The organism is Pseudoalteromonas sp. S2893 (assembly GCF_005887105.1).
Classification (GTDB): Bacteria; Pseudomonadota; Gammaproteobacteria; order Enterobacterales; family Alteromonadaceae; genus Pseudoalteromonas; species Pseudoalteromonas atlantica.
The window spans coordinates 104,370-117,061 of record NZ_PNCY01000002.1 but is presented as its reverse complement, the minus strand read 5'-3'; the positions used below and the strand labels follow the sequence as shown (position 1 = coordinate 117,061).

Annotated in this window: 14 protein-coding genes; 3 read left to right on the top strand and 11 right to left on the bottom strand. The window is 40.9% G+C overall.

Features of this window, described 5'->3' with window-relative positions:
• Positions 1–375 precede the first annotated feature (375 nt).
• The 11 genes from nqrM to CWC04_RS01265 form a co-directional block, all read right to left on the bottom strand.
• Positions 376–588 carry a (Na+)-NQR maturation NqrM gene (gene nqrM / locus CWC04_RS01315; protein ID WP_004587136.1) on the bottom strand — a complete coding sequence of 71 codons (213 nt, stop codon included), beginning with the start codon at positions 586–588 and terminating at the stop codon, positions 376–378.
• A gap of 162 nt (positions 589–750) precedes the next feature.
• Positions 751–1,782: an FAD:protein FMN transferase gene (locus CWC04_RS01310; protein ID WP_064386879.1), complete on the bottom strand. Its 1,032-nt coding sequence runs from the start codon at positions 1,780–1,782 to the stop codon at positions 751–753.
• Between the two features lie 98 nt (positions 1,783–1,880).
• Positions 1,881–3,110 carry an NADH:ubiquinone reductase (Na(+)-transporting) subunit F gene (gene nqrF, locus CWC04_RS01305; RefSeq protein WP_004587138.1) on the bottom strand — a complete coding sequence of 410 codons (1,230 nt, stop codon included), beginning with the start codon at positions 3,108–3,110 and terminating at the stop codon, positions 1,881–1,883.
• An 18-nt stretch (positions 3,111–3,128) separates the two neighbouring features.
• Positions 3,129–3,737: an NADH:ubiquinone reductase (Na(+)-transporting) subunit E gene (gene nqrE, locus CWC04_RS01300; protein WP_004587139.1), complete on the bottom strand. Its 609-nt coding sequence runs from the start codon at positions 3,735–3,737 to the stop codon at positions 3,129–3,131.
• A 10-nt stretch (positions 3,738–3,747) separates the two neighbouring features.
• Entirely contained in the window at positions 3,748–4,380 is a 633-nt protein-coding gene (locus tag CWC04_RS01295; RefSeq protein ID WP_004587140.1) for an NADH:ubiquinone reductase (Na(+)-transporting) subunit D, read from the bottom strand.
• On the bottom strand, positions 4,380–5,132 hold the full coding sequence (locus CWC04_RS01290) for a Na(+)-translocating NADH-quinone reductase subunit C (protein WP_004587141.1): 753 nt from the start codon (positions 5,130–5,132) through the stop codon (positions 4,380–4,382). The genes CWC04_RS01295 and CWC04_RS01290 overlap by 1 nt, the downstream gene beginning before the upstream one ends.
• Entirely contained in the window at positions 5,125–6,327 is a 1,203-nt protein-coding gene (locus tag CWC04_RS01285; protein WP_004587142.1) for an NADH:ubiquinone reductase (Na(+)-transporting) subunit B, read from the bottom strand. Before CWC04_RS01285 ends, CWC04_RS01290 begins: the two co-directional genes overlap by 8 nt.
• Before the next feature lie 3 nt (positions 6,328–6,330).
• Positions 6,331–7,674 carry a Na(+)-translocating NADH-quinone reductase subunit A gene (locus tag CWC04_RS01280; protein ID WP_004587143.1) on the bottom strand — a complete coding sequence of 448 codons (1,344 nt, stop codon included), beginning with the start codon at positions 7,672–7,674 and terminating at the stop codon, positions 6,331–6,333.
• Positions 7,675–8,028: 354 nt separating this feature from the next.
• Entirely contained in the window at positions 8,029–9,222 is a 1,194-nt protein-coding gene (fabV, locus tag CWC04_RS01275; RefSeq protein ID WP_024034299.1) for an enoyl-ACP reductase FabV, read from the bottom strand.
• A gap of 124 nt (positions 9,223–9,346) precedes the next feature.
• Entirely contained in the window at positions 9,347–9,658 is a 312-nt protein-coding gene (locus CWC04_RS01270) for a BolA family protein (protein WP_004587145.1), read from the bottom strand.
• Positions 9,659–9,713: 55 nt separating this feature from the next.
• Entirely contained in the window at positions 9,714–10,325 is a 612-nt protein-coding gene (locus tag CWC04_RS01265; protein ID WP_004587146.1) for an alpha-ketoglutarate-dependent dioxygenase AlkB family protein, read from the bottom strand.
• Between the two features lie 42 nt (positions 10,326–10,367).
• Here CWC04_RS01265 and CWC04_RS01260 point away from each other — a divergent pair, with 42 nt between their 5' ends.
• Genes CWC04_RS01260 through CWC04_RS01250 form a run of 3 tightly spaced genes read left to right on the top strand, consistent with a single transcriptional unit; the run spans position 10,368 to position 12,692 of the window.
• A complete protein-coding gene (locus CWC04_RS01260) occupies positions 10,368–11,510 on the top strand; it encodes a methyltransferase (protein WP_024034301.1) in 1,143 nt (380 codons plus the stop codon).
• Position 11,511: 1 nt separating this feature from the next.
• A complete protein-coding gene (locus CWC04_RS01255; RefSeq protein WP_004587148.1) occupies positions 11,512–12,072 on the top strand; it encodes a YajG family lipoprotein in 561 nt (186 codons plus the stop codon).
• A gap of 2 nt (positions 12,073–12,074) precedes the next feature.
• On the top strand, positions 12,075–12,692 hold the full coding sequence (locus CWC04_RS01250; protein ID WP_138684419.1) for a peptidylprolyl isomerase: 618 nt from the start codon (positions 12,075–12,077) through the stop codon (positions 12,690–12,692).

The following is a 12,692-nucleotide window of genomic DNA, read 5'->3' as shown; positions in this document are numbered from 1 at the left end:
TCAAGAGACATCAGGTGGGGTCCCTCTGAGTGCGATTTTTCGTGACATAATATTTCTCTACCTAAGTCACCACCGACCTTGAGTTGCCTTTCACACTGACAACATCTTCACACACAATATAAAGATTCTTTTAAGCGAGGCTAACTTTATGCCTCAAACTTATGACTGGAGCCTTGCTCTGTGTCTATGGTTAAACTTTAGAGTGTTAGCTCCAATTTGACAAACGAGAAAAATAAACCTAATAGGTGAAAAAAACTAAACTATAGACCTTGGTCTAATACATTAAGGTTGTGTTTAATTAAAAGACGATATGAGCACTAAATATACAGGTACAAAAAAAGCGCCATATGGCGCTTTTTGTCATTAAGCTACTGCTTAAATAATTTGGTTTTCTTTCCAGGCTTGCTCTTTAGCCATACGCTTTTTACGCTTATCACATGGATCGTCACAATCACAGGCTTTATCAATACCTACCGAGCCTAATCCACCGCAACTACTTGCCATAGATTTTCTTTGCACGATCATACCAACAGCCATAGCTATCACGATTAAAATTAATAAACCAAATGTAAGAAGAAAAAGTGACATTGCTTAGCCCCTATTGATCAGCAATAAATTATGCTCAAACATTGTTGAGCGACCGCTAAATTATACACCCAAAACCCACATAGATGCGAGAGAAGTCTATTTCAAAAAATCGGTTGTAATATGCGTTTAGCACGAATAAAGCTTTAGCTAAACGCCATTATATTACAAATAAGGTTTAAAAGCAGTGCTCGCGTAAGTCACAATGCCTTTGTCTGATTTAGCCATTAAGTACACAGGTAAATCGTGCTTTTCAGCGTATGCTTTAGCATCGTCCATTCCCATAACCGTTAATGCGGTTGCTAAGCCATCTGCGGTCATTGCACTAGGATGTAATACAGTAACCGACACTAAGTCATGTTTGATTGGCATGCCTGTTACTGGGTCAATTAAATGAGTGTAAGTTTCGCCATCCATTTTATAAAAAATACGGTAGTCACCTGATGTTGCAATGCCATTCGTACCGGGCGCTAATACACGGTGAACTTTTCGCTCGCCTGGTGGCGCATCTGGCTGCTCTATCGCGATTTTCCAATCTTGGTTATTTGGCTTTTCACCGCCAATGCGCAGCTCCCCGCCTATTTCTACCATGTAGTTACTAATGTTTTGGCTTTCAAGTAATTGCGCTACTTTATCAATGCCATACCCTTTCGCTGTGGCCGAAAACGACAGCTCTAAACCATCAACTGTTTTAGCAAGGCCCTGCTCAGTAAGATTAAGTTTATCTACACCAATTTTTTCAATCATTGCAGCAAGTGCTTCATCACTTGGGCGCTTAGTTGGTTTTTTATCAGGTCCAAAGCCCCATAAATCTATTAACGGGCCCATCGTAACATCGAGCGTTTTGGTCGACTTACCTAAACGAATCGATTCGCTCACCACAGCCCTAAAGTCTTCACTAATTGGCATAACCTGGTTGGCGGGTAATTTATTAAATGTGTTAATTTCAGAATCGCGGATATACGTAGACATAGACTGATTAACCGCTTTCAATTGCGTATCTATTTGCTGCTGTAATTTAGTGGCATCGACGCTTTTATCGTCGGCAAAGTATTTAATATGATAGGTGGTGCCCATCGTTTTGCCTTCTAAAAATACCTCCTGAGGTGTTTTATCAGCCCCACAGCCAGAGATAAATAGCATTATAGTTAATAAAAAAATACTGATAGCGCCTTGAGAACTGCTTACTCTGTTCATTAAATTAGCCCATGTAAAATAAAATAAAAAAAGCCCCGTTGCACAAAGTGCGACGAGGCCCGTATTTTAACCAAAACTAAGCTGTTTTGATATGGGTGTTAGCCACCGAAGTCATCTAGTAAGATGTTTTCGTCTTCTACACCTAGGTCTTTAAGCATGCCGATAACAGCCGCGTTCATCATTGGAGGACCACACATGTAGAACTCACAATCTTCTGGCGCTTCATGATCTTTCAAGTAGTTTTCATAAAGTACGTTATGGATAAAGCCTGTGTAACCTTCCCAGTTATCTTCTGGTTGTGGGTCAGACAATGCGGTATGCCATACAAAGTTATCGTTTTCAGCTGCTAAGCCGTCGAAATCTTCAACATAGAACATTTCACGCTCAGAACGCGCACCATACCAGAAACTAATCTTACGCTTAGAGTTTAAACGCTTAAGTTGGTCAAAGATATGTGAACGCATTGGTGCCATACCTGCACCACCACCTACGAATACCATTTCAGCGTCGGTGTCTTTAGCGAAGAACTCACCAAATGGACCTGAAATAGTTACCTTGTCGCCTGCTTTAAGTGACCAAATGTACGATGACATTTTACCACATGGTAGGCTTAGGTTTCTTGGCGGCGGCGTAGCAATACGCACGTTAAGCATGATAATGCCTTCTTCTTCTGGGTAGTTAGCCATTGAGTATGCACGAATTGTTTCGTCGTCTACTTTTGACTCCAGGTCGAAGAAACCAAAGTGATTCCAGTCGCCACGATACTCTTCAGGAATATCGAAATCTGCGTATTTAACATGGTGAGCAGGCGCTTCGATTTGGATGTAACCACCCGCACGGAAAGGCACTGATTCGCCATCTGGAATTTGTAACTTAAGCTCTTTAATGAACGTTGCTTTGTTATCGTTAGAGATAACTTCACAATCCCATTTTTTAACACCGAAAATTGACTCTTCAAGTTCAATTTCCATGTCGTTTTTAACATTTACCTGACACGCTAAACGACAGCCTTCACGGGCTTCACCTTTAGAAATGTGATCAAGTTCTGTTGGTAAGATATCGCCACCACCTTCTTTAATGTGTACACGACACTGACCACAAGAGCCACCGCCACCACATGCAGATGATACGAAAATACCTGATTCAGATAGCGCGCCTAAAAGCTTGCTACCTGCTGATGTTTTAATGGCTTTGTCTGGATCGCCATTAATACCGATGATGATGTCACCGCTTGCAACTAACTTAGATTTAGCACCAATGATAACTAAAACTAGTAGTACAACGATAGCGATGAAAACACCAACGCCTAAGAAAATCTCATAACTCATGATTTATCCTCGCTACCTTTACAGTGAAATACCAGAGAATGACATAAAGCCAAGACCCATTAAACCAACAGTGATGAAGGTAATACCTAAACCACGTAGGCCATCTGGCACGTCTGAATATTTCATTTTCTCACGGATACCTGCAAGTAATGTAATTGCAAGCGCCCAACCAACACCAGCGCCAACACCATAAACAACAGACTCGCCGAAGTTATAGTTACGCTCAACCATGAATGATACCGCACCAAAAATCGCACAGTTAACAGTGATTAGTGGTAAGAAGATACCTAATGCGTTGTAAAGTGCAGGGAAAAACTTATCTAATGCCATTTCCAAAATTTGCACGAGTGCTGCAATAACACCAATGAACGTTAAGAAACGTAAAAAGCTAAGGTCTGCTTCAGGGTAACCAAGCCACTCTAATGCACCCGGTGCAAGTACGGCATGGTAAACCAAGTTATTTACTGGTACAGAAATACCCAGTACCACAATAACGGCTACACCTAGGCCAATTGATGTAGTTACTTTTTTAGATACTGCTAAGAAAGTACACATACCTAGGAAGAAAGCTAAAGCTAAGTTTTCAATAAAAACCGCTTTTACAAATAAACTAATATAATGTTCCACTGCTTGCCCCTTACGCTTTAGCTTCTACTTGGTCTTTCTTATAAGTACGAAGTACCCATATGAATAAACCAATGATGAAGAATGCACTCGGTGGTAAAATCAATAGACCCATAGGTTGATACCAACCACCATCTTGTACTAATGGGATAATATCAACACCGAATAGTGTTCCCTTACCAAATAGCTCACGAATGAAACCAACAGTAAGTAATACCACTGAGTAGCCTAAGCCATTACCGATACCATCTAAAAATGACATAAGTGGTGGCGACTTCATTGCGTACGCTTCAGCACGACCCATTACAATACAGTTAGTAATGATTAGGCCAACGAATACAGAAAGCTCTTTCGCCGTAGCGTAAGAGAATGCTTGTAACACTTGGTCTACAACAATTACTAGTGAAGCAATGATCGTCATCTGTACGATAATACGTACTGATGAAGGTATGTGGTTACGAATGCTTGAAATGAACAAGCTAGAAAACGCCGTTACTAATGTCAAAGCAATTGACATGATTAAGGCATTTTTTAAGCTAGACGTTACCGCCAGAGCAGAACAAATACCAAGTACTTGTAATGCGATTGGGTTGTTAGCTAAAACCGGACCAAATAGGACCGACTTCATTTCTTTAGTATCAGCCATTATTTCAACGCTCCTTCACGTACCTTCGCAAGGAAAGGACCAAAGCCGTTTTCACCAGTCCAAAAGTCAACTGTGTGATCAACACCATTAGAAGTTAGTGTAGCACCTGATAAACCATCAATTTGATGTTCGTTGCTAGCACCGCTTTTCATAATGTTAATAGGTAACTCTTTACCTTGCCATTTAGCTGTCCATTGTGGGTTTTGAATTTCGCCACCCAGGCCTGGTGTTTCGCTATGCTTGTAAAAGTTGATGTTTTTAACTGTTTCGCCATCGCTTTCAAGCGCTAAGAAACCATACATTACACCCCAAAGGCCGTAACCTTGGATAGGTAAAATGATTGCATCTGTAGAGCCATCTTCTTTTTTAGAGATGTAAACAGGCGAGTTTTTAGTCATACGCTGAATACCAGCGATGTCCTTAATCCCTTCTGCTTTAAGTGCAAAACTTCTTTGTTGGTCGAATTTTGATTTTTCGAAATCAAATGAGTTTGGATCAGCATCTTCAACAAATTCGCCAGTGTCCATATCAACAACACGTGCTTCGATTTTGCCATCGAATGTGTCAGATACAGAGTTTGCGATTTCAATATCAGCTGCTGCTAAGATATTACGTTGAATATCTTGAGTTTTATTAGCTTGCTGTAAAGGACGAAGCTGTACAGAAGCAAACGATACAATAATTGCACACACTAAACATAGTGCCACAACAACCGTTAACGTTTTGCCGATTGATTCGTTATTACTAGACATTACGTGCCAACCTCCGCTTGATATTAGCTTGCACTACAAAGTGATCGAACAGTGGAGCAAATAAGTTAGCAAATAAGATTGCTAGCATCATGCCTTCTGGGAAAGCAGGGTTTACTACACGGATCATAACTACCATAAAGCCAATAAGCGCGCCGTATGCGAACTTACCTTTATCGGTAAATGCAGCTGATACAGGGTCAGTAGCCATAAAGAACATACCAAACGCAAAACCACCGAGTACTAAATGCCAATGCCAAGGCATTGCAAATACAGGATTGCTCTCAGAGCCAACCGCATTTAATAAGAATGCAGTTGCCACCATACCTAGGAATACACCTAGTACAATGCGCCAAGAAGCGATGCGAACGTAAATTAAGAATAAGCCACCAATAAGCACAGCAAGCGTAGATGTCTCACCTACAGAACCTTGAATGAAACCGTAAAACGCATTCCACCATAGCTCCATGTTGCTGTAATCAAGAGTGCCAACAAACGCTTGACCTAGCATAGTTGCACCAGAGAACGAGTCTACTGCAGTCCATACTGTGTCACCTGAAATTTGTGCAGGGTATGCGAAGAATAAGAACGCACGGCCCGCTAATGCAGGGTTTAAGAAGTTACGGCCTGTACCACCAAAGATTTCTTTAGCAATAACTACACCAAACGTAATACCTAATGCCACTTGCCATAAAGGAATAGTCGCAGGCAAAATAAGTGCAAATAATACTGAGGTTACGAAGAAACCTTCGTTAACTTCATGCTTACGCACAGAAGCAAATAGTACTTCCCAAAAACCACCTACTGCAAAAGTAACGGCGTATATTGGTAAGAAGAAACATGCCCCGTAGAACATTTTAGCGCCCCAGCCCGACTCAGCGGTTAATTCACCACCAAATAACTGGAACAAGCCAACCTGCCAAGAGTTTGCTAGTTCAAAACCTTGTGCTAAAGCACCTGCGGCCTGATGACCGATGTTGAACATACCAAAAAACATAGCTGGGAACGTCGCCATCCACACTAAAATCATCATGCGTTTTAGGTCGATATTATCGCGAACGTGAGTTGCGCCTTTATTTACATAACCTGGCGTGTAAAAAATAGTCGCGGCTGCTTCATACAGGGCGTACCATTTTTCGTGTTTACCACCTGGTTCAAAATGCGGCTCAATGTCTTCTAAAAATTTCTTTAAACCCATCTCTTAGCCTTCCTTCTCGATCGTTGTTAAGCAATCGCGTAGGATAGAACCATACTCGTATTTGCCCGGACAAACGAAGGTACATAACGCTAAATCTTCTTCATCAAGTTCAAGCGCGCCTAATGAAATTGCACTGTCTAAGTCACGTGAAATTAAGTCACGTAATAATAGGGTTGGCAAAATATCTAGCGGCATTACGCGCTCGTAGCTACCAATTGGTACCATGGCACGTTTTGAACCACCTGTAGACGTTGTCATTTTAAATAAACGACTCGGTGCAAGGTGAGAAAGGAATGTACGCGTTACAGAGAATTTATCACTACCTGGTGCAATCCAACCAAACAGCTCTTTTTCGCGACCTTCAAGTAAAACAGATACTTGAACGTGGTATCGACCTAAGAATGCATGAGGACCTGAAGAAATAGCGCCAGATAAAACAGAACCAGAAATAACACGGTTATCACCGTCTTCTAATTCGCCTGCCACTAAATCATCTAATGAAGCACCTAGTTGTGTTTTCACTAAACGAGGGTTTTTAACGCGAGGACCTGCAAGCGAAATAACACGGTCTGTGTTGATTTCACCAGTAAGGAATAAGTGACCATACGCGATAACGTCTTGGTAACCAATATGCCAAACTTGTTTATTAACAGATACTGCATCAAGGTGATGAATATGAGTACCAACTAAGCCTGCTGGATGCACGCCACCGAACTCATGTACTTCTACTTGAGCGATAGACGAGCTAGGAACTTGACTGCCAGCTTGCTTACATACAAATACTTTGCCATCGGTCAAACGCGAAACAACAGCAAGACCCGCTTCAAATGCAGCTGCATTTTCGGCAATAATTACAGCAGGATCTGCAGCAAGAGGGTTTGTGTCGATAGCGGTTACAAATATAGAGCTAGGATTTGCATCCAACGCAGCTATTTTGCTAAATGGGCGAGCACGAAGTGCTGTCCATTGACCTGACTGAACAAGTACTTCTTTGGCTTTTTCACGCGATAAGCTTGCAAGCTCATCTGCATTGAAAGAGTCAAAGGTGATTTGCTCACTGCCGTTTACTTCAATAACAACAGATTGCAGCACACGTTTAGCACCACGATTAATTTCTTTTACTGTACCAGAAGCTGGTGCAGTAAATAGGACGCCTGGGTTCTTTTTGTCTTCAAAAAGTACCTGGCCTTTTTTGACTTGGTCATCCACACGAACATGCATGGTTGGACGCATACCGATAAACTCTTCACCTAGCACAGCTACACGTTTGATGGCAGAACCATCATGAATAACTTGCTGAGGCGCGCCCTCTATGGGTAAATCCAGACCTTTTTTTATGTTGATCATACGCACTTGCATTAATTAACGGAAAGAAACTGAAAAATCGTATCAACCACGTCGCCACTTGAGTTATCCAAGATATATCAAGGTACAAAAGAACAACTTGCTAGGAATATCAAACAAGCAACGCAGTAAAACTCCTCACATATTGCTTCGATTTTAACATCATTATGTACGACTATGCGAGTGTATTTATGAAAATTATACGACAGAAACGCTTATTTAGTTTTGTTAAGTGTTTTAAATAAAAATCAAGGTAGACCAAAGTGGTAGCCTAAGCACCCAACTGCCACAAAATATCTAAAACACTAAAAGCAAAAAAGCCGCAATAAGCGACTTTTTATAATTACAAAGTATGATTTAGTCAATCATGTTTGCAATTGGCTTCACTGCATCTACATCTTGCTCATAGTCAACAGCGTCAATGCCAAAACCAAATAAACGTAAAAATTCGTTATGGTAGCCTACATAATCGGTTAGCTCATCAATTGAGCTCGTATCTACTTTATCCCAAACAGCTTGCACACGTGCTTGTACATCGTCTTCTAGCTCTTTGTAGTTTTGGAATAAGTGGCCGCCCTCGTCAAAGCGTGGGTTTTCACCGTATAGGTTTTCGCTAAATAAAGCATGAATTTGCTCAATGGTGCCTTCATAAGTGCCATCGGCTTTCATTACTTTAAATAAAGCAGAGATATATAGCGGCATAATAGGAATAGCAGAGCTTGCCTGAGTAACAACAGCATTTAAAGACGACACATAGGCTTGACCATTTAAATCTTTTGTCGATTCTTTAATTGCGGCAGTTGCACGGTCTAAATCTTCTTTTGCTTTACCTATTGTTGCGTGCCCGTAAATTGGCCACGTTAACTCTTTACCTATATAAGTATAAGCCGTGGTTTTAAAGTTATCGGCTAGTACATCTGCTTCTTTTAATGCATCAATCCACATTTCCCAATCTTCACCGCCCATCACTTTAATGGTGTTGTCGATGTCATCTTGGCTTGCGGCTTCTACTGTTACTTCGTCAATTTCGCGCTTTGACGTATTTAAATTTTTTGTGGTTACAGCACTGCCAATAGGTTTAAGTGTAGATGAATACACCTCACCTGTATTTGGATCGGTACGACGAGGCGATGCTAAGCTGTAAATAATACAGTCTACTTTGCCTAAATCTGCTTTGATTGTCTCGATTGCTTTTTGCTTAATTTCGTTAGAAAACGCATCGCCATTAATATTTTTTGACCAAAGCCCGGCTTCATCTGCAGCGTCTTGAAATGCTGCTGTATTGTACCAACCAGCAGAACCTGTTTTACGCTCTGTACCTTCTTTTTCAAAGAAAATACCCAGTGTTTTAGCCCCACCGCCAAATGCCGCCGTAATACGAGACGCTAAGCCGTAGCCAGTAGATGCACCAATTACGAGTACATTTTTAGGCGCATCTTTTAATTCGCCTTGTTGTTTTACATAGTTAATTTGCTCTTGAACATGCTCTGCACATCCTACAGGGTGTGCGTTAGTACAAATAAATCCACGAATTTTAGGCTTAATGACCATTGATCATCCTATATCTTTTACAATAAAAATTAGCGCTAGTTTAAAGGCTAATACTAAAAACACTGATCTGATCAGTTAAACCTGATCAAATACCCCTATTTATATTGGCTAACCTACAGTGTGGTTAATTTAGCTTTGAGCCGCCCATACAATTTGGAGAGTCAGGTGCTTCGCCACCTTGCTCTGAAAATTCATCTGGCGTGTACGTATGAATTGCTAAGGCATGAATATGATTTGCTAGCTCATCTTTTAGTACTTCGTTAATTTGGCGGTGGCGCTGTAGTAATCGTTTACCCGCAAATTCTTCGCTTACCACAATTACTTTAAAATGCGACTCAGTACCGGCGCTGTGCATATGGCTTTCGTTAATTACGTTTAAATGCTTACAGGCAATCGCGCTACTAAGCTTGTCTTGAATTTGTTGTTGCATTGACATTAAAACACCATATTTAGTCACTGAATTGTGCAGCTACTATAACAAGTTAATTTAACTAACTAAATTGCTTTTGTTTAATGTGCTCAATAAAGCGGTACGTTAAGCTGATCCGTGGGTGAGCAAGCGTTGTTTGCTTGGGGATTGCGTGCTGGTAGTCGCGCTGACTATGCCCACTCATCACTAAACAACTGCCGCTTTGTAGTTTTAAGTCGGTGACTTTATTGGTGGCTTTTTGTTTTAATTTGAGTACGCGCTCAGCACCAAGCGATATACATACAATGGTAGGCTCAGGGCCTAGCTCTATTTCATCATCACTGTGCCAGCCCATGGTGTCGTTACCATCACGGTAATAATTGACTAATAACGAATTAAGCGGCTTATTTAAATGTCGCTCTAAACGTTTTCGCATTGCTAAAAGCACCTCATCCCACGGCTCTACTATTTGTTTACTGTGTGAGTAGCCATATTCAATATTTAAGTCGCTCATAAAACATTGCAAACGTGGAATGGGCCCTGTTCTGCCATACACAGTGACATTAGGCTGCTGCCAATTAAGATTTTTTTGTAAATAATAAAATAAATCGAGGCTTTTTTGCGCACTAAGCGCCTTACTTTGATAAGAAAAGCCGTTTGGTAACTGTTGGGGGTTGGCGTTTTGCCGTTGCATGTTAGAATTTACCTACATTAGATTACTGATCAACAAACCATTATGACGACGCAAGCCCAGCTAGGCGATAAAACATTTACTCTTGAACGTTTCCCTTTGGATCAAAAAAACCGCAGTTTACAAGCGTGGGATTCGGCCGACGAGTACCTTATCAATTATGTTAACGAACATCACCCTGATTGTCGCTCATTACTAATTTTAAACGACGCGTTTGGTGCCCTGGCCTGTTATTTTAGTGAATTAACGGTTTGTTCAGTTAACGATTCTTATATTAGCCACCAAGCTGCAGCCTATAATTTAAAAGAAAATAAACTATCAACAGCCCAATTTACACAGTTAGATAGCTTATCTGCGCTGCCTGAAGAGGTTGATTTAGTACTTATAAAAATACCGCGTAACGTCGGGTTTTTACAGTTTCAATTAAGCGAGTTGAGTGAAGTACTTGCCCCAGGCACACCGGTTATTGCCGCGGGTAAAACAAAGGAAATTCATAACTCAACTATAAAAGCGTTTGAGCAATTTATTGGCGAAACCAAAACAAGTTTGGCTGTTAAAAAGTCGCGTTTAATATTAAGTACAGCAAAAGGCGGTTATAAAGAAGCTAACTTCCCGGTAAGTTGGCAGCTTGAAGGCACTGATTTTAATATAACGAACCATGCCAATGTGTTTTCGCGCGATTCGTTAGATATAGGTGCGCGGTTCTTTTTTAATTACTTGCCGCAAACCTCAAAAGCAAAAAGTATTATCGACTTAGGTTGTGGTAATGGCGTAGTGGGCTTAATGACGTTATCACGCTGTCCAAATGCGTCGGTAACCTTTGTTGATGAGTCGTACATGGCGGTCGAATCTGCACGTTTAAATGTAGAACTTAACCAAGCAAATAAATTTGATGATTGCCAATTTATAGAAAACGATTGCTTAACCGGCTTTGCAAGAGACAGTGTGGATATGGTGTTGTGTAACCCTCCATTTCACCAAGCCCAAGCCGTTACCGACCACATTGCGTGGCAAATGTTTAAACAAGCAAAAGATACATTAAAAGAAGGTGGCGAGCTGCGTATTATTGGTAATCGTCATTTAGATTATCACGATAAATTAAATCGTATGTTTGGTAACTGTAAGCTATTAGGTTCAAACAAAAAGTTTGTAGTGCTCAGCGCAACTAAAAATAGTGGGATGCTATAAAATGAAATTAACTAAATTTATTTTAGCCTGTTGCTCCATGCTGGTGTTTAGCGCATGCAGTAACCAGCCAAACCAAGTGATACTAAACCCGGTTTATAAAAGTGGCCAAATTAGCGTTATTTCAGCCAGTTTAAGTACCAGCGTTATTGATTTACGTGGTGATAGCGCCACCCTTAAGCTTGTTGAGTCGGACAAAACCAAAACCTTTGCCAGCCAAGATATTGTAACCTCTGTTAAAAGCGTATTAGATAGCGCGCTAAATCGTAACGGGGCAAGTATTTCAAACCTAGCAACAACCCGCTTTGAACTAGACATTCATGCCTTACAAGCAAAGGTGACTGAAAAGCTCATGAGCCATACCAGCGAAGCGCACATTGAGCTAGGCGTACGGGTCATTCGCTCTACCAGCAATTTTAGTAAAGTGTATCGTGGCAGTGCTAATTTAGAAGGGCCGCTGAGCCACGATCGCGCCAAAATTGAAGGTCAACTCAATAAGTTGACGGAACAAATTATAACCCGCATTGTATCGGACCCAGAATTAATTGAATTTTTAGAAGGTTAACAATGAAACGATTTTTAATCTGCTTAAGCCTACTATTTAGTGTAAGCACCTTTGCCGCGCAAGAAGGCCGCTTTGTTCAAAAAGACAATATTTTCCCGCGTGTAGAAATAGTCACGTCATTGGGTAGCATTGTGGTTGAGCTAGATCGCTCAAAAGCCCCTATTACGGTAAATAACTTTTTAACCTACGTAATGGATAAAAGTTACCAAGGCAGTATATTCCACCGTGTAGAACGTGATGTTGAAAACGACCGTGACTTTGTAATACAAGGTGGTGGCTACGATAAAGACCTTGATGGCTTACACGAAAACGACCCTATATTTAACGAAAGTGGCAACGGTTTAAAAAATGATATGTACAGCATCGCTATGGCGTATCAAGACCGTGAACCGCATTCGGGAACTCGCCAGTTCTTTTTTAATATGGATGATAACGATCATTTAAACCCAGGTAGAGATTGGGGCTTTGCCGTGTTTGGCAATGTAATGAATGGTTACGACACGCTAGATAAAATTATGGCTGTAGAAACCGGCTTTAATGAAAAAATTGGCTACGACTTTGTACCAAAAACGCCCGTTGTTATTTTAAATATTAAAGTACTTGAGCAAACCCCATTATAA